Annotated in this window: 13 protein-coding genes and 5 tRNA genes (1 of these 18 cut by a window edge); 8 read left to right on the top strand and 10 right to left on the bottom strand. The window is 67.8% G+C overall.

The features are described 5' to 3' along the window. The 5 genes from ACGTNF_RS01255 to ACGTNF_RS01235 all read right to left on the bottom strand — a co-directional run. Window positions 1-47 (bottom strand) — tRNA-Glu (locus ACGTNF_RS01255); it reaches 129 nt to the left of the window's first position. A gap of 89 nt (window positions 48-136) precedes the next feature. Beyond that, window positions 137-211, bottom strand: a tRNA-Gly gene (locus tag ACGTNF_RS01250). A 27-nt stretch (window positions 212-238) separates the two neighbouring features. After that, window positions 239-314: transfer RNA gene (locus ACGTNF_RS01245), tRNA-Glu, on the bottom strand. A gap of 4 nt (window positions 315-318) precedes the next feature. Next, a tRNA-Gly gene (locus tag ACGTNF_RS01240) sits at window positions 319-393 on the bottom strand. Window positions 394-417: 24 nt separating this feature from the next. Next, window positions 418-493, bottom strand: a tRNA-Glu gene (locus ACGTNF_RS01235). A gap of 171 nt (window positions 494-664) precedes the next feature. On the opposite strand from ACGTNF_RS01235, the gene msrB reads away from it, so the two are divergent. From msrB to htpX, 4 genes are all read left to right on the top strand, one after another. Continuing rightward, window positions 665-1,066, top strand: a complete 402-nt coding sequence (gene msrB / locus ACGTNF_RS01230) for a peptide-methionine (R)-S-oxide reductase MsrB (protein WP_394600066.1) — start codon at window positions 665-667, stop codon at window positions 1,064-1,066. Window positions 1,067-1,142: 76 nt separating this feature from the next. After that, the gene (gene ylqF / locus ACGTNF_RS01225) at window positions 1,143-2,111 is read left to right on the top strand and encodes a ribosome biogenesis GTPase YlqF (RefSeq protein ID WP_394600065.1); all 969 of its coding nucleotides are present in this window, start codon (window positions 1,143-1,145) and stop codon (window positions 2,109-2,111) included. Between the two features lie 121 nt (window positions 2,112-2,232). Continuing rightward, window positions 2,233-3,462 (top strand): pyridoxal phosphate-dependent aminotransferase, encoded by a 1,230-nt coding sequence (locus ACGTNF_RS01220; protein ID WP_394600064.1) that lies wholly within the window; start codon window positions 2,233-2,235, stop codon window positions 3,460-3,462. 144 nt (window positions 3,463-3,606) lie between these two features. Beyond that, on the top strand, window positions 3,607-4,506 hold the full coding sequence (htpX, locus tag ACGTNF_RS01215; RefSeq protein WP_394600062.1) for a protease HtpX: 900 nt from the start codon (window positions 3,607-3,609) through the stop codon (window positions 4,504-4,506). Window positions 4,507-4,629: 123 nt separating this feature from the next. Here the strand turns inward: htpX and pdxB are convergent, their stop codons facing one another. Beyond that, window positions 4,630-5,793, bottom strand: a complete 1,164-nt coding sequence (pdxB, locus tag ACGTNF_RS01210) for a 4-phosphoerythronate dehydrogenase PdxB (protein WP_394600060.1) — start codon at window positions 5,791-5,793, stop codon at window positions 4,630-4,632. 120 nt (window positions 5,794-5,913) lie between these two features. Here pdxB and ACGTNF_RS01205 point away from each other — a divergent pair, with 120 nt between their 5' ends. After that, a complete protein-coding gene (locus ACGTNF_RS01205; RefSeq protein ID WP_394600059.1) occupies window positions 5,914-6,195 on the top strand; it encodes a hypothetical protein in 282 nt (93 codons plus the stop codon). Between the two features lie 43 nt (window positions 6,196-6,238). Here the strand turns inward: ACGTNF_RS01205 and ACGTNF_RS01200 are convergent, their stop codons facing one another. Further along, the gene (locus tag ACGTNF_RS01200) at window positions 6,239-6,580 is read right to left on the bottom strand and encodes a glutaredoxin family protein (RefSeq protein ID WP_394600058.1); all 342 of its coding nucleotides are present in this window, start codon (window positions 6,578-6,580) and stop codon (window positions 6,239-6,241) included. Next, complete coding sequence (gene rlmKL / locus ACGTNF_RS01195) at window positions 6,577-8,775, bottom strand: bifunctional 23S rRNA (guanine(2069)-N(7))-methyltransferase RlmK/23S rRNA (guanine(2445)-N(2))-methyltransferase RlmL (RefSeq protein ID WP_394600057.1); 2,199 nt, start codon at window positions 8,773-8,775, stop codon at window positions 6,577-6,579. The genes ACGTNF_RS01200 and rlmKL overlap by 4 nt, the downstream gene beginning before the upstream one ends. Window positions 8,776-9,034: 259 nt before the next feature. On the opposite strand from rlmKL, the gene rmf reads away from it, so the two are divergent. After that, entirely contained in the window at window positions 9,035-9,241 is a 207-nt protein-coding gene (rmf, locus tag ACGTNF_RS01190) for a ribosome modulation factor (protein WP_083868137.1), read from the top strand. A 91-nt stretch (window positions 9,242-9,332) separates the two neighbouring features. Here rmf and ACGTNF_RS01185 read toward each other — a convergent pair whose 3' ends face one another. Then, on the bottom strand, window positions 9,333-10,349 hold the full coding sequence (locus ACGTNF_RS01185; protein WP_394600055.1) for a quinone-dependent dihydroorotate dehydrogenase: 1,017 nt from the start codon (window positions 10,347-10,349) through the stop codon (window positions 9,333-9,335). 175 nt (window positions 10,350-10,524) lie between these two features. Here ACGTNF_RS01185 and mgtE point away from each other — a divergent pair, with 175 nt between their 5' ends. Both mgtE and ACGTNF_RS01175 read left to right on the top strand, forming a co-directional pair. Then, window positions 10,525-11,877, top strand: coding sequence for a magnesium transporter (mgtE, locus tag ACGTNF_RS01180; protein WP_394600053.1), 1,353 nt, complete (start codon window positions 10,525-10,527; stop codon window positions 11,875-11,877). A gap of 224 nt (window positions 11,878-12,101) precedes the next feature. Then, window positions 12,102-12,488, top strand: coding sequence for a hypothetical protein (locus ACGTNF_RS01175; protein ID WP_394600051.1), 387 nt, complete (start codon window positions 12,102-12,104; stop codon window positions 12,486-12,488). Between the two features lie 146 nt (window positions 12,489-12,634). Here ACGTNF_RS01175 and ACGTNF_RS01170 read toward each other — a convergent pair whose 3' ends face one another. Next, window positions 12,635-17,476, bottom strand: a complete 4,842-nt coding sequence (locus ACGTNF_RS01170) for an NAD-glutamate dehydrogenase (protein ID WP_394600050.1) — start codon at window positions 17,474-17,476, stop codon at window positions 12,635-12,637. Window positions 17,477-17,614: the final 138 nt, after the last annotated feature.

Here is a 17,614-nt window from a genome sequence, read left to right as displayed (position 1 = left end):
TTACCGCCGTGAAAGGGCGGTGTCCTGGACCACTAGACGAATGGGACGCATGGAGCGGGAACGAGATTCGACCGGGCTGGCGTACCAGCTCGCGACCCTCTCAGGCCCTACTCTAATCCATCAACCCGAAGGAAGATGGAGCGGGAAACGAGATTCGAACTCGCGACCCTCGCCTTGGCAAGGCGATGCTCTACCACTGAGCTATTCCCGCAGCTTTCGCATTGTCAAACACCGGAAGTGGCGTCCCATAGGGGGTTCGAACCCCTGTTACCGCCGTGAAAGGGCGGTGTCCTGGACCACTAGACGAATGGGACGCATTGGAGCGGGAAACGAGATTCGAACTCGCGACCCTCGCCTTGGCAAGGCGATGCTCTACCACTGAGCTATTCCCGCACTCCGGTATCTCATCGAGAAGAGTGGCGTCCCATAGGGGGTTCGAACCCCTGTTACCGCCGTGAAAGGGCGGTGTCCTGGACCACTAGACGAATGGGACGCTGTTTCTCGCCTCGTCGAGATGGCGCGTATATTACTGACACGACGGGAAAGTGTCAAGCACGGGAGTGGCACGACGATCTAGCGTTAACGATCGAGCTGGAAAAAACGTCGTGTCTTGATGTCACAATGAGGTGCACGCACCTGGCGACGCAACCAAGGAGTAGAGGCCATGCGCAAGAAGCTAGAGAAGAGCGAGGCCGAATGGCGTGAACAGCTCACCCCCGAGCAGTACCACGTGACCCGAGAGAAAGGCACCGAGCGTCCCTTCTCCGGCGACTACCGAGTCAACGATGAACAGGGCATCTATCACTGCGTGTGCTGTCACGCGCCGCTGTTCGAGAACGAGCACAAGTTCGACGCCGGCTGCGGCTGGCCGAGCTTCGACCGCCCCCTGGGCACCGGCTGCGTGGAACACCAGGCGGATTCCAGCCATGGCATGCAGCGCGTCGAGGTGATCTGCGCCCGCTGCGACGCCCACCTCGGCCACGTCTTCCCCGACGGCCCGCAGGAGACCACCGGCCAGCGCTTCTGCATCAACTCGGTGGCCATCGACTTCCACCCCGGCGAATAGCGCCCTGCCCCGCCCTGCAGCGGCCGGCCATCTGCTATGATGGTCGGCCGTTTCATTGAGTAGCAGGAGAGGGATGATGCTCGGCTGGTTCCCGGGACACATGAACAAGGCGCGCCGGCAGATCCTCGAGGCGCTGCCGGAGATCGACGTGGTGATCGAGGTGCTCGACGCCCGTCTGCCCTACTCCAGCGCCAACCCCATGCTGGCGGAACTCACCCGCCACAAGCCGGTGCTCAAGATCCTCTCGCGCGCCGACCTGGCCGATCCGGTCCGCACCAAGGAGTGGACCGCCCATTTCGACGCCCAGCCCGATACCCGCGCGCTGGCGGTGACCACCACCCAGTCGCGCGAGCTCAAGCGCATTCCCAAGCTGTGCCACGAGCTGGCCGGCCAGGTGCGCGCCGACCGCGACGTGCGGGTGATGGTCATGGGCATCCCCAATGTCGGCAAGTCGACGCTGATCAACGGCCTGGCCGGACGCACCATCGCCAAGACCGGCAACGAGCCGGCGGTCACCAAGCGCCAGCAGAAGGTGCGCATCAACGGCCAGGTGGCGCTGATCGACACCCCCGGGGTGCTGTGGCCGAAGATCGAGGATCAGGCCAGCGCCTATCGCCTGGCCGCCAGCGGCGCGATCCGCGACACCGCCATCGACTACGTCGACGTGGCCGTGGTGGCCGCCGCCGAGCTGGCCAAGCGCTATCCCGAGGCGTTTTCCGCGCGCTACAAGCTGAAGGCGCTGCCTCCCTACGAGGGGCATCCTGACGCCGACCAGGTCGAGGCCGACGGCGACGCCCAGCTCGATCTGCTGGCCGAGGCCGGCTTCGATGGCCATGCCCTGCTCTCCACCATCGCCAGCAAGCGCGGCGGCCTGCGCGCCGGCGGCGAGGTCGACCTGCACCGTGGCGCCGAGGTGCTGCTGCACGAGCTGCGCGACGGCAAGCTCGGCCGCGTGACCCTCGAGACCCCCGCCGACATTCCGGCGGAGCCGGCCGGAGAGGACGCCAGCGCCTCAACCAGCGCCGACGACGAAGCGGCCGGCTGAGACGGCTCGCGTGACCGGTGTCACGCGCCCTTCTCCGACGCGCCTTTTCTCGCGCACCTTTCTCTCACCAAGACGATCACCCCGCCGCCCGGCGGCCCTGGACACCACTGGACTCGACCCCATGGACACTGCCTCGCTCAGGAAATCGCACAAGCTCGACAACGTCTGCTACGACATCCGCGGCCCGGTGCTCGACCACGCCAAGCGCCTGGAAGAGGAGGGTCAGCGCATCCTCAAGCTGAACATCGGCAATCCCGCGCCGTTCGGCTTCGAGGCCCCGGAGGAGATCCTCCAGGACGTGATGCGCAACCTGGCCACCGCTCAGGGCTACTGCGATTCCAAGGGGCTCTACTCGGCGCGCAAGGCGATCATGCAGGAATGCCAGCGCAAGGGCATTCCCGGCGTCGGCGTCGAGGACGTGTTCGTCGGCAACGGGGTCTCCGAGCTGATCACCGTCTCGCTCCAGGCGCTGCTCAACGACGGCGACGAGGTACTGATCCCGGCGCCGGACTATCCGCTGTGGACCGCCGCCACCAACCTCTCCGGCGGTCGCGCCGTGCACTACCTGTGCGACGAGCAGGCCGACTGGGCGCCCGATCTCGACGACATCCGCAAGAAGGTCACCGAGCACACCCGGGCCATCGTCATCATCAACCCCAACAACCCCACCGGCGCGGTCTATCCGCCGGAGGTGGTGCGCGAACTGCTGGCGATCGCCCACGAGCACAACCTGGTGGTGTTCTCCGACGAGATCTACGACAAGATCCTCTACGACGGCACCGAGCACGTCTCCACCGGCTCCCTGGCCGGCGACGACCAGCTGGTGGTGACCATGAACGGGCTGTCCAAGAGCTATCGCTGCGCCGGTTTCCGCAGCGGCTGGATGACGCTGTCGGGCAGCATCGCCAAGCAGCGCGCCCAGGACTACATCCAGGGCCTCAACATGCTGGCCTCGATGCGCCTGTGCGCCAACGTGCCGGCCCAGCACGCCATCCAGACCGCGCTGGGCGGCTACCAGTCGATCAACGACCTGGTGCTGCCCGGCGGCCGGCTGCTGGCCCAGCGCGATATCACGCACGAGAAGCTGAACGCCATTCCCGGCGTGTCCTGCACCAAGGCCAAGGGCGCGCTCTACGCCTTCCCGCGCCTCGACCCCAAGGTGTTCAACATCCAGGACGATCAGCAACTGGTGCTCGACCTGCTGCTGCAGGAGAAGATCCTGCTGGTGCAGGGCACCGCCTTCAACTGGCCCGAGCCGGACCACGTGCGCATCGTCACCCTGCCCTGGGCCGAGCAGCTCGACGACGCCCTGGATCGCTTCGCGCGGTTCCTGTCGCGCTACCGCCAGTGAGCCGCATGGCCATCGTCGATGAGCCCGTCGCAACGTCGCGCTTGAAACCCTCGACGAAAGTCCGTATCTAAGCAGTTGCTTCTACTCGCCGCGCCCACCCGGGCGCGGCGCCTGCACGACAACCCTCATGGGAGAGTTCCGGCAATGATGAGAATCCTGCTGTTCCTGGGCACCAACCTGGCGGTGATCCTGGTGGCCAGCATCACCCTGCGACTGCTCGGCGTGGAGCCCTACCTCAGCGCCCAGGGCATCAACTTCAACAGCCTGCTGATCTTCTGCTTCATCTTCGGCATGGCCGGCTCCATGGTGTCGCTGTTCATCTCCAAGTGGATGGCCAAGCGCAGCACCGGCACGGTGATCATCGAGCAGCCCTCCAACAGCACCGAGCAGTGGCTGCTGGACACCGTGGGCGAGCTGGCCCGCGAGGCCGGCATCAAGATGCCGGAAGTGGGCATCTTCCCCGCCGAGCAGTCCAACGCCTTCGCCACCGGCTGGAACAAGGACGACGCCCTGGTGGCGGTCTCCGCCGGCCTGCTCAACCGCATGCGCCCGGAAGAGGTGCGGGCGGTGCTGGCCCACGAGATCGGCCACGTAGCCAACGGCGACATGGTGACCCTGGCGCTGGTTCAGGGCGTGCTGAACACCTTCGTGATGTTCTTCGCCCGCGTGGTGGCCCAGCTGGTCGACAGCTTCCTGCGCAAGGATGACAACGAAGGCCTGGGCTTCTTCGGCTACTTCGCGGTGGTGATCGTCGCCGAGATCGTGTTCGGCCTGATCGCCTCGGCCATCGTCGCCTGGTTCTCGCGCTTCCGCGAGTACCGCGCCGATGCCGCGGGCGCCAAGCTGGCCGGCAGCGGCGCCATGATCAACGCCCTCGGCCGGCTCAAGGCCGAGACCCAGATGGCCGACCAGATGCCGGACACCCTGACCGCGTTCGCCATCACCACCGGCCAGACCCGCAAGCTGATGGAGCGGCTGTTCGCCAGCCACCCGCCCCTGGACGACCGCATCCGCGCGCTCAAGGAAGCGGCCTACCGGCAGTAAGCGGCAACTCGACTGCGTGAACCGACCGAAGCAAACGAAAACCCGAGGGCCTTGGCCTTCGGGTTTTCTTGTAGCTCGGCGCTTGTAGCTCGGCGCTTGTAGCTCGGCGCTTGTGGCTCGGAGCTAGGCGCTTGTGACCACCCGGAAGCCGGCGGCGGCGAGCGGCGCGGCCAGGGCCGCGGCCGCCGGGCGCAGCTCGACGGCCAGGGTCGAGAACTCCCGACGCAGCGGGTAATTCGCGCGGCAGTCGTCGAAGCCGACCGCCATGCCCTGGCGGCGACTCTCCCGGTGCAGGGCATCGTGGTCGCGGCGCACATCATAGACCGCGCGCATGCACAGCCGCAGCGCCTCCTCCAGCGACAGGCCGCCGTCGAGGGTCAGCGAGGCCAACGGCGGCGCAGGCGACAGGTCCGCCAGGGTCAGCCGCGCCGGCAGGCCGAAGCGCTGGGTCAGCGCCTGATAGATGGCGTGGGTGCCACGCAGCTTGCCGTCGCGGCTGTGGCCGGCGATATGCGGCGTGGCGATCGCCGCCAGGTCGCACAGCGCGGCATCGATGCCGGGCTCGTCCTCCCAGACATCGAGCACCGCCGTGATGTCGCCCCGCCCCGAGAGCCGCGAGCGCAGCGCCTGGCCGTCGAGGCAATCGCCCCGCCCGGCGTTGAGCACCACGGTGCCCGGCGCCAGCTCGGCGATGCGCCGGGCATCGAGCAGGTGCCGGGTGGCGTGGCGGCCGTCGCGCACCAGCGGCGTGTGCAGGCATAGCACGTCGCAGGCGTCGATCAGCGCATCCAGCTCATGAAAGCCCGCCTCGCCCTCCGCCTCGATGCTCTCTGCTTCCACCCTGGGCGGGTCGCAGGCCAGGCAGGCGATGCCCATGGCCTCCAGGCGCGCGCGCAGCCGGCCGCCGACGTTGCCGACCCCGACGATACCGACCGTGCGCTCGGCAAGCGAGAAGCCCTGGCGCTCGGCCAGGGTCGCGAGGCTCGTCAGCACGTAGTCGACTACCGCCTCGGCGTTGCAGCCCGGGGCACTGGCGAAGCCGATGTCGCGCGCGGCCAGGGCCGCCTGATCGACGTGGTCGGTGCCGATGGTGCAGGTGCCGACGAAGCGCAGCTGGGAGCCGGCCACCAGGGCCTCGTCGACGCGGGTGATGGAGCGCACCACCAGCGCATCGGCGCCGCGCACCGTGTCGGCATCGATCTCGCGGCCGGGCACCCGGACCACCTCGCCCAGCGGCCCGAAACAGGCCTCGGCGGCCGGCACGTTGGCGTCGACGACGATTCTCATGGGTCCTTCCTCTCGATTGACTTGTCCATGGAAACTTGTCCATGGAACACAAGGCCTTACAATACAGGTCATGTTACACGAGCGGTGCGCGTCGCGCCGCCGCCGACCTCGGGAGTCGCCGTGATCGTCCGCTGGGAAACCGACCATGACTATGTGCTGGTACATGTCCATCAGGACATGTTCGGCGACTGGATCTTCAGCCGCGCCTGGGGCCAGATCGGCACCCAGTTCGGCGGGCTCAAGCATCGGCTCGCCGACGACCACGGCCAGGCCATGATGTGGCTCGAGGACGAGGCCACCATCCAGACCTCGCGCGGCTTCCACAAGGTACTGGAAGCCGACGATCACAGCCCGGAAGGGCGCGATGCGGTCAACCAGCTGTCGCTGCTCGACCCGCTCTGACCCGCCCCTGACGTCGGCCCGACTTCAACTCGTCCCTCGACGCCTATCCGAGGTAGCGCCGCCCCCGGCGCATCACCGCGCCGACCGGCTTCGACGGCGCCTCGCTCTCACCATCCTGCATCACCTGCCAGGCGTTTTCGTCCAGCCAGCCCCGCGCGGCCAGCCACTCGGCCAGCCCCGCCGGGGAGACGGCGCCCTCCAGCGCCGCCCCCGTCTCGTCCACCAGCACCGGAATGCGCTCGCCGAAGCGCGCCAGCAGCGCCTCGTCGTCGCCGATCTCGACCCGCGTCAGGCGATACTCGACGCCGGCCAGGCGCGAAAGCCCGGCCTCCAGCGTCTCGCACAGGTGGCAGCCGAGCGTGGTGTAGAGCGTCAGCTGGATCATGCCTCGGCGGCATCCCCCTTGTGGCGAATCAGGAAGACGTGATGCAGGTCCGGGCGACGATTGAAGTCCGGGTCGAACGTCTTCGCCGAGATGTCCTCCACCGCGTAGGCCTCGGCCAGCTCGGCGTCGAGCTTGAAGCGGCGCTGGTTGTTGGAGAACACCAGGGTGCCACCGGGCGCCAGCCGCGCCATGGCCAGGCGCACCAGTCGGCCGTGGTCGCGCTGCACGTCCAGGGTGTCGGCCATCTTCTTCGAGTTCGAGAAGGTCGGCGGGTCCATGAAGATCAGGTCGAAGTGGACACCGGCGGTCTCGAGCCACTGGAAGCAGTCGTCGCGCACCACGCGGTGACGCGAGGGATCGAGCCGGTTCAGGGCGAAGTTGTCCCGGGCCCAGTCGAGGTAGGTGTTCGACAGGTCCACGCTGACGCTGTCCGAGGCGCCGCCGAGGGCGGCCTGCACGGTGGCCGTGGCGGTATAGCAGAACAGGTTCAGGAAGCGCTTACCCTGGGCCATCTCGCCGAGCATGCGCCGCACCGGTCGGTGATCGAGGAACAGCCCGGTGTCGAGGTAGTCGCGCAGGTTCACCCACACCCGGGCCGGCCCTTCCCGGACCTCGAAGCGCTCGCCGCTGGCGGCCTGCTTCTGGTACTGGGCGCGACCGCTCTGGCGCTCGCGGCGCTTGACCACCACCCGGCTGGCATCGACCTCCAACTCTTCCGGAATCACCGCCAGCGCCTCGAACAGCCGCTTCTGGGCCTGGCCGGCATCGATCGACTTCGGGGGCGCGTACTCCTGCACGTGCACGTGGTCGCCATAGACGTCGATGGCCAAGGCGTATTCCGGCATGTCGGCGTCATACAGCCGGTAGCAGGTCTCGCCGGAGCGCTTGAGCCACTTCTTCAGCCGCTTGCGATTCTTGGTCAGGCGATTGGCGAACATCTGCGCGCCCTCGGAGCGCGGCGGCGGCGTCGGCGACGCGGCCCTGCCCTCGCCTCCCCCCTGAGCGACCTCAGGCACGTCCATCAGCAGCAGCTTGGCGTCCAGCGGGCCGTTCTTCAGCGAATACTGCTTGTGGGCGCGCAGCCCGGTGCGATGGCCGAGGTCCGGATTGCCGGTGAACAGCGCCAGGCGCCAGCCGGGGAAGGCCTGGCGCGCCCGCTCGCCGAGATCGGCGTAGAGGCCGACCAGCTCGGGCAGCTCGCCGAGACGCTCGCCGTAGGGCGGGTTGGTGATCACGAGGCCCTTCGCCTCAGGGTCGAGATCCTCGGGGCGCTTGAGCTCGGTAAGGCTCGCGCCCTGCAGGGTGATCAGCGCCGGAATGCCGGCGCGCATGGCGTTGGCCTTGGCCGACGACAGCGCCGGCGGGCTCTGGTCGAAGCCGTAGATCCGGCAGCGGCAGCGCTTGCGGCCGATGCTGGCCCGGGCCTCGGCCTCGCGCTTGATCTCCTGCCAGCGGGCCTTGTCGTGGCCGGCCCAGCCCTGGAAGCCGAAGCGCTCGCGATTGAGATTGGGCGCCATGTCGGCGGCCATCATCGCCGCCTCGATCAGCAGGGTGCCGGCGCCGCACAGCGGGTCGACCAGCGGCTGGCCCTCGCGGGCCCGCTCGGGCCAGCCGGCGCGGATCAGCAGCGCCGCGGCCAGGTTCTCCTTGAGCGGCGCGTGGCCCACGTCGCGGCGATAGCCGCGGCGATGCAGGCTGTCGCCGGCGAAGTCGATGCCCAGGGTCAGCCGGCCGCGATGCAGGTGGGCGTAGAGGCGCAGGTCCGGCTGACGGGTATCGACGTTCGGCCGCGGCTGGCCGTCGGCCTGCAGGCGATCGACCACGCCGTCCTTGACGGTCTGGGCGCCGAAGCGGGTGTGGCGAATCTCGGTGGAGCGGCCGTGGAAGTCCACCGCCAGGGTCGCGCCCCGCGGCAGGTGCTCGCCCCAGGCCACGGCGGTCGTGGCCGCGCGCAGCTGGTCGGGGGTCTCGATGCCCTCCTCGCGCACCAGGCACAGCACCACCCGGTTGGCCAGCCGCGACCACAGGCAGGCCCGATAGGCCGTCTCGAGATCTGCCTGGAAGTGCACCCCGGCCAGGGTCGTCTTGCCGGGCGTGGCGCCCAGCGCGGCCAGCTCGTCGGACACCAGCAGTTCCAGCCCCTTGGGACAGGTGGCGAGGAAGGCCAGAGAGTCGGTAGCTCGTCGTTCGGTCATGAGAAATCCATCGGGTGGCTTCAGGCCCGCCACGTCCGCGTGACGCCTGAATGTACGCTTTGTTACAAATCACCTGTCGACGGCATCGACCAGGTTGCGCTATGAATAAAGTGGTAGCTACCAGACAACGCATGCGTTCCTGTCATGAGGGCAAGGACCTGTCGACACAGTACGCGCTGTGCCGTATCGACACCCTCAAGTCACGGTCGTGACGCCCAGAGCGTCGCTGCCATCGGTGCCTTTAGCAAGAGGTAGACCAATGAAACGACAGAAACGTGATCGCTTCCAGCGTGCCTTTGTTCACGGGTACAAGGCGGGTGTCTCAGGTCGTTCCCGCGATGATTGTCCAAACCAGGACATCAACCTAAGAGAGTACTGGATGAGCGGTTGGCGTGAAGGTCGTGGAGACCAATGGTCCGGAATGACAGGGGTCTCCGGTATTCACAAGAACCCCATGGTGATCTGACCCCGATCAGGCAGATCGTCCCTTCGTTCCCCAGACGAACCCAACCTCCCAAGCCCGCGCCCAGCGCGGGCTTTTTAATGCGCCGCCCGCCTCAGCGACGACGGTCGCGCAGCGCCCGGGCGCATTCCCCGACCAGCGCCGGCCCGCGGTAGATGAAGCCGGAATAGAGCTGGACCAGGTCCGCCCCGGCCTCGCTCTTGGCCGCCGCCGTCTCGCCGCTGTCGATGCCACCCACGCCGATGATCGGCAGGGTCGGCAGATGACGGCGCAGCTCGCGAATCACGGTGTTGGAGGCCTCGAACACCGGCCGGCCCGACAGCCCGCCCTGCTCGTCGCCGTGGGTCAGCCCGGCCACCGCCTCTCGCGCGATGGTGGTATTGGTGGCAATCACCGCGTCGATGCGATTGGCCTCGAGGCTGCGCGCCACCAGGGCGACCTCCTCGGCGTCCATGTCCGGCGCGATCTTGACCGCCAGCGGCACGCGACGCCCGCTGTCGCGATCGAGCCGGTCCCCCGCCTCGCGCAGCGTGCCCAGCAGCTCGTCCAGATGCTCGCCGAACTGGAGGTTGCGAAGCCCGGGGGTGTTGGGCGAGGAGATGTTCACGGTGATGTAGTGGGCGTGGGCATGCACCTTCTCCAGGCAGTGGAGATAGTCGTCGACCGCCTGCTCCACCGGCGTGGTCAGGTTCTTGCCGATGTTGATGCCGATCACGCCCCGGTAACGGCTGGCCTTCACCTTGGCGATCAGGTGGTCGACGCCGGCGTTGTTGAAGCCCATGCGGTTGATGATGGCACCGGCCCCGGGCAGGCGGAACAGCCGCGGCTTCGGGTTGCCGTCCTGGGGCTTGGGCGTCACGGTGCCGACCTCGACGAAGCCGAAGCCGAGCGCGCCCAGGGAGTCCAGATGGTCGGCGTTCTTGTCGAGCCCGGCGGCCAGTCCCACCCGGTTGGGGAAACGCAGCCCCATCAGCTCCACCGGATCGTCGACGCGCTCGCCCATGGCCTTCGCCAGGCCGAGGCGGTCCGCCAGATCCAGCCCCGACAGCGCCAGGCCATGGGCCTTCTCGGCATCGAGACGGAACAGCAGCGAACGGGCGAGGGAATACATGGCGGCTCCTGAGACGGCGGCGGAAAATCGGGCGCGAGTATAGCGCAGCCGACCCGCCACGACGAACGCCAATGCCAACGACCGGCCGGCACTTCTTGTATGATGGACTGACCGGACATCGGAATGTCCGACACGGAACAGACCGCGGGCGACGCCGCCCCGCCAGGGAGACGCCATGACCGAAACGACCGAGACGCTGGAACACCGCCTGTCGCGCATTCACCTGGCGCTGGAGAAGGAACACCTGGAATGGGTCGACGACGTGATCGCCGACCTGGAACCCGCCGAGGTCGCGCTGCTGCTGGAGTCGCTGCCGCTCGACGCGCGCATCCGGCTGTGGGAGCGCGTGCCCCAGGAGGTCGATGGCGAGGTGCTGCTGCACGTTCACGACGAGGCGCGCAGCACCCTGATCGACGACATGGACCACGCCGAGATCGTGGCCGCCACCGCCGGGCTCGACACCGCCGACCTGGCCGAGCTGTTCGAGGACCTGCCGCAGCAGGTCGCCGAGGACATGCTGCGCTCCATGGACGAGCTGCAGCGCGCCCGCCTGCAGGAGACCCTGGCCTTCGAGGAGGACTCCGCCGGCCGCCTGATGCGCACCGACACCATCGCCGTGCGCGCCGACGTCAGCCTGGAGACCGTGCAGCGCTTCCTGCGCTGGAAGCAGGAGGTGCCCGACAACACCGACAGCCTGATGGTGGTGGACCGCAACGGCCTGTTCATGGGCGTGCTGCCGCTGGCCCGGCTGGTGGCCAGCGATCAGGAACAGGCCGTGGCCGACCTGATGGACAGCGACGTGGACAGCATCCAGGTGACCATGAAGTCCCTCGACGTGGCCACCCTGTTCCAGACCCACGACCTGGTCTCGGCGCCGGTGGTGGACGGCCGCGGCCTGCTGCTCGGCCGCATCGTGATCGATGACATCGTCGACGTGATCCGCGAGCAGTCCGAGCAGGCGCTGATGAACATGGCCGGCCTCGACGAGGAGGAAGACCTGTTCGCCCCGGTGCTGCCCAGTGCCAAGCGCCGCGCCGTATGGCTCGGCATCAACCTGCTGACCGCCTTCCTGGCCGCCTGGGTGATCGGTCGCTTCGAGGCGGCCCTGGATCAGCTGGTGGCGCTGGCCGTGCTGATGCCGATCGTCGCCAGCATGGGCGGTATCGCCGGCAGCCAGACCCTGACCCTGGCGATCCGCGGCCTGGCCCTGGGCCAGATCAGTCGCACCAACAGCAACTGGCTGCTGCGCAAGGAAGTCGGCATCGCGGTGCTCAATGGCCTGCTGTGGGCACTGGTGGTGGCGGTGCTGGCGGTCATCTGGTTCGGCAGTATCGGCATCGGCGTCATCATCGCCGCCGCCCTGGTGATCAACATGCTCGCCGCCGGCGTCGCCGGCATCGTCATCCCGCTGCTGCTCAAGCGCCTCGGCATCGACCCGGCGCTGTCCGGGTCGGTGGTGCTGACCACGGTCACCGACGTGGTCGGCTTCATGTCCTTCCTGGGCCTGGCCACCCTGTTCCTGCTCTAGCCGCTCGTCGAGAACAGGCGCGTCGCGTTTCGCCCGCGGCGCGCGCTGCCCCTCCACAATGTCGCCGATCAGCGACATACGGCGTCTCCGCCGCGCCACTCTTGCCCGGCACCGTGACACCGCTAGCATAGGCATCACGACAGGCCACCGAGCCAGACGGCCATCGTCGACACAGGAAACGGCTTTGCCCGCACGGATCGTGCAAGACGCAAAAGGAGAGACCCATGTTGACCAAGACAGCGCTCACCAAGACACGCCCCCTGATGATCGCGGCCAGCGCCATCGCCGTGATGGGCATTACCGGCTGCGCCAGCGACAGCGCCTCCATGGAGATGAAGAGCACCGACTACGTGGTGACCGGCCTCGGCGACGATCGCCAGGAAGCCCTGGAAGAGGCCAAGGAGCGCGCCCTGGAGGTCTGCGAGGCTCGCGACCGGGACGAGTTCATCATCCAGGACCAGCAGGTGCTGGGGCCCGACGCCAGCGACGAGAAGCGCGACAAGGCCGAGGCCATGGTGGAAGGCGGCACCGTCAACGAGGACACCAACCTGGCGGCCCTGAACGACGACGGCGAGCACTACAAGGCCATCTGGAGCATCAGCTGCCGCTGATCGCCGCTGTCTCGGCCGACCGGCATCGCAAGGAAGTCACAGGCAGGTAGGCAACAAGAAAGGGCGCCCCGCGGGGCGCCCTTTCTCGTGTCGGCAGGGGTCAGCAGCGTGCGGCCGACCCGACATCGGGTCGGCACGCTGCCTGGCTAGGCCTCGCTGTTGCTCTCGGCCAGGTCCACCAGCTCGCGCACGGCCACGGCGAACAGCGGGAAGCCACCCTGGCTGCCGCCGCCGACCTCCTCGAGCAGGCGTCCCCAGCGCTGGTGCATGCTCTCGTGGAGCGACAGCCAGCGCTCGACGCGCTCGGCGCTGTCGCGCGGCCCCCCTTCCATGCTCAGCACGCTCGAGGTCAGCGCCAGCTGCTGACGCTCGATGTCGTCGCGGAAGGTCTCGCGGGCCTTCACCTGCCAGCCGTCGCGCACCTCGAGCCGCGTGACCTGCTGCAGCAGCCAGGGCAGCTCGAGGCGGGCGCCCACCTCGTAGAACACCTCGGCGACGCGCTGCGGCTTGTCGTCGTTCTGGCGCGCGGCATGGATGATGCCCAGCGCCGCATAGAGGCTGTTGGCCGCGGCCATCGTGGCGGCCAGGGCCTCGGGCACGCCGGCCTCGACCAGCTCCTGGCGCCGCGCTTCCCACTGGGCCTTCTCCTCGCCGCGCAGGCGCTTGCCGATGCCCTCCTGCAGCTGGGCCAGGCGCGGGCCGAAGTACTCGATGGCGTCGCGGGTGCTCATGCTGGTGCGATGGCGCAGGAACCAGCGGGTGGAACGGCGCAGCATGCGCATCAGATCGAGCATCATCGCGTACTGGACGTCGCTGGCCACCTTGTTGTCCAGCGCCTCGACCTGCTCCCACAGCTTGGGCAGCTGGAAGCTGTCGCGGGCGATCACGTAGGCCCGGGCGATATCGGCGCGACCGGCACCGGTGGAGTCCATCAGCCGACGCATGAAGACGATGCCCATGTGGTCGATGATGTCGTTGGCCAGCTGGGTGGCGACGATCTCGCGCTTCAGGCGGTGATCGTACATCTCGTCGCGATAGCGCTCGGCCAGCATGGTCGGGAAGGCGCGTTCGACGAAGCGGATGATGGTCGGATCATCCGGCACGTCGGAGGCGATCAGGTCGCCCTTGAGCACGCTCTTGGCGTAGGAGATCAGCACCGACAGCTCGGGCGGCGTCATGCCCTGTTCCTGCTGGGCACGCTCCTGGAGCTCCTCGTCGCTGGGCAGGAACTCCAGCTCGCGATCGATCTGGCCGGCGGCCTCCAGCTCGCTGATGAAGCGGCGGAAGGGGCCGATGCCCTCGCGGGTCAGTCGCTCGGCCAGGTCGAGGGCCTGGGTCTGGCGATAGTTGTCGAGCAGCACCAGCTCGCTGACCTGGTCGGTCATGTCGGCGAGCAGCTGGTTGCGCTGCTTCTCGGTCATGTCGCCGCGGGCCACCACCTCGTCGATGAGGATCTTGATGTTGACCTCATGGTCGGAGCAGTTGACGCCGCCGGCGTTGTCGATGAAGTCGGTGTAGACCCGCACGCCCCGGGCCGCGGCCTCCATGCGCCCACGCTGGGTGAGACCGAGGTTGCCGCCCTCGCCGACCACCCGGCAGTTGAGCTCGCAGCCGTCGACGCGCAGGGCGTCGTTGGCCTTGTCGCCGACCTGGGCATGGGTCTCGGCGCTGCCCTTGACGTAGGTGCCGATGCCACCGTTCCAGATCAGGTCGACCCGGGAGACCAGCATGGCGCGGATCAGCTCGTTGGGCGACAGCTTGTCCTCGCGGATGCCGAAGGCCTGCTTCATCTGCGGCGTGATGGCGATCGACTTGGCGCTGCGCTTGAACACGCCGCCGCCCTCGGAGATCAGCGACGCGTCGTAGTCCTCCCAGCTCGAGCGCGGCTGCTCGAACAGGCGCTGGCGCTCGGCGAAACTGGCCGCGGCATCCGGGGTCGGGTCGACGAAGATGTGCAGGTGGTTGAAGGCGCCCTTGAGCTGGATCCTGTCGGACAGCAGCATGCCGTTGCCGAACACGTCGCCGGCCATGTCGCCGACGCCGACCACGCTGAACTCGTCCTCCTGGGTGTTGATGCCCAGCCCACGGAAGTGGCGCTTGACCGACTCCCAGGCGCCCTTGGCGGTGATGCCCATCTTCTTGTGGTCGTAGCCGTGGGCGCCGCCGGAGGCGAAGGCATCGCCCAGCCAGTGGCCGTACTCGACGGAGATCTCGTTGGCGATGTCGGAGAAGGTCGCCGTGCCCTTGTCGGCGGCCACCACCAGATAGGCGTCGTCGTCATCGTGGCGCACCACGCGCTCGGGCGGCACCACCTCGCCGCCCACCAGGTTGTCGGTGACGTCGAGCAGCGCACGGATGAAGGTCTGGTAGCAGGCGATGCCTTCCTTCTGCACGGTCTCGCGGTCCGCGCCTTCCGGCATGCGCTTGCAGACGAAACCGCCCTTGGCGCCGACCGGCACGATCACCGCGTTCTTGACCTGTTGCGCCTTGACCAGCCCCAGCACCTCGGTGCGGAAGTCCTCGCGACGATCGGACCAGCGCAGTCCGCCGCGGGCCACCTTGCCGCCGCGCAGGTGCACGCCCTCGACCCGGGGCGAGCAGACGAAGATCTCGAAGGCCGGACGCGGCTTGGGCATGCCGGTGACCTTCGACGGCTCGAGCTTCAGGGCAATGTAGTCCTTGACGCCGCCATCCTCGGTGCGCTGGTAGTAGTTGGTGCGCAGGGTCGCCTGGATCAGCTCCATGTAGCGACGCAGCATGCGGTCGTCGTTGAGGCTCGGCACCTCGTCGAGCATGGCCCGGATGCGCGCCTCGCAGTCGGCGATGTCGTCGCCCTCGGGGCGATCGGCGGGGTCGAAGCGCAGCTCGAACAGGGTCACCAGCTCGCGGGTGATCTCGGGATGATTCACCAGGGTGGTGGCGATGTAGTTCTGCGACATGCCGAAGCGGATCTGCTTCAGGTAGCGCGCGTAGGCGCGCAGCATCGCCACTTCCCGCCAGTCGAGGTTGGCGCCGATGATCAGCCGGTTGAAGGGATCGTTGTCGGCCTGGCCGGTCCAGATGCGCTGGAAGGCCTCGATGAAGGGCTCGCGCATCTCCTGGAGGTTCACCTCCACGCTGGTGTGGTGCTCCAGGGTGAAGTCGTGGATCCAGTACTCGCGGTCCGTGGCGCTGACCTCGTAGGGACGCTCGCCGAGCACCCGCAGGCCCAGGTTCTCCATCATCGGCAGCACGTCGGACAGCGGGATCGAGGCGTCGGGATGGAACAGCTTGAGGTTGACGCCGCTGCCCTCCTCCTCGATCAGCCGGTACAGCGACAGCGCCAGCGGCGCGCCGTCGTCGAGCTCGCCGAGGTGCTGCAGGTCGTAGACCGCGGTGCGGGCGCTGAAGTCGTCTCGATAGCTGGCCGGGAAGGCATCGCGGAAGCGTCCCAGCATCAGGTTGGCCTGCTCCTCGCCGAAGCCCTCGATGGCGGCGTTGAGCAGGTCGTCACGCCAGTTGCGGGCCAGCTTGACCAGCTTGTCCTCGAGGCGCTTGATGTCGTAGTCCGCCGGGCCGTCGCCGTTGAAGCGCAGGATGAACTGGATGCGCGCCAGCACCGACTCGGAGAGATAGGTGTTGAAGTCGCCGAAGGTGGCGTCGAGCTCCTCGCACAGCAGCTCCTGCAGGCGCAGGCGCAGCTCGGTGGAGAACACGTCGCGCGGCACGAACACCAGGCAGGAGAAGAACTTGCCGAAGCGGTCCTCGCGAATGAACAGCCGCACCCGGCGGCGCTCGCGGATGTCGAGAATGCCCAGCGCCGTCTGCGCCAGCTCGTCGACGTCGATCTGGAACAGGTCGTCGCGGGGGTAGACCTCGAGGATCTGCAGCAGCTGCTTGCCGTTGTGGGCCTTGGGATTGAAGCCGGAGATCTCCATCACCGAGCGCAGTTTGCGGCGCAGGATCGGCACGTGGCGCGGCGAGTCGTTGTAGACGGTGGCGGTGAACAGCCCCAGGAAGCGCCGCTCGCCGACGATGTTGCCCTCGGCGTCGTAGCGATCGATGGAGATGTAGTCCGGGTAGGTCGGCCGGTGGATGCGCGCGTGATGGGCGCTCTTGGCGAACGACAGCAGCTGGGGCACCAGCACGAAGCGGTCGCCCTCGACGCCGAGGTCGGTGCGGATGCGTTCGCGATAGCGCGGCTGATCGAGGCGGAACACGCCGAGCTCGCTGTCCTCGACCTTGTCCAGGCGCTGCCGGCTGCCGTCCTCGTGGACCTCGTACTCGTCGTAGCCGAAGAAGGTGAAGTTGTCCGCCAGCAGCCACTCGAGGAAGGCGATCGCCTCCTGGTGATCCTCGACCTCGACCTGCTCGGGACAGCCGGACTCGAGCTCGGTGATGGCCTCGCGCACCTTGTCGCGCATGGGGTCGAAGTCGGCCACCGCGGTGCGCACGTCGCCCAGCACCTCCTGCAGGCTGGCCTCGATCTCCTCGAGCTCGGCCAGGTCGGAGTGGCGATCCACCTCGATGGCGATCAGCGATTCTCGGGTGTCGGAAGCGCCGGGCGTGCCGGGATCGCTCACCCGGGCCAGGCGATGCTCGGCGTCGCGCTCCACCGCCAGCACGGCGTTGTGGATGGCGTGCACGGTCATGCCGCGGCGGTTGAGCTCCACGCGCACCGAGTCGACGAGAAACGGCATGTCCTCGTGCAGCACGGCGATGAAGGTGTGGGTGGACTGCCAGCCATGCTCCTCGAAGTCCGGGTTGAAGACCCGCACCTTGGGCGCGCCGGGATCGAACTGCTGGATGAAGTGCCACACCGAGAGGGTCGCGCCGTAGAGATCGTCGAGGCGACGGTCAGCGAGGTCCTCCAGGGGCACCGCGGCGTAGAAGTACCGCGAAAAGGCCTCGACCGCCTCGGCCTTGCCCTGTTCCAGACGGCTCTGCAGCCGTTCCTCGAGCTGCTTGAGGAGATCCTGACGGCTCTCCTCGTGTGCGACTTGTAGCATCCATCACCTCGACTGCCAGCGGCCGCCTCATGCGGCCGGATCATTGGACCGGATCGACGGGTCCCGGCACGCCGTGACGCGCCTCGACTCGCGAGGCGCCACGGTCCTGGCCAAAGACCTGCATTGCCAACAGCTTAC

The organism is Halomonas sp. B23F22_10 (assembly GCF_043496975.1).
GTDB lineage: Bacteria > Pseudomonadota > Gammaproteobacteria > Pseudomonadales > Halomonadaceae > Halomonas > Halomonas smyrnensis.
The sequence above is the reverse complement of the archived record's forward strand: the minus strand, read 5'-3'. Positions and strand labels throughout refer to the sequence as shown.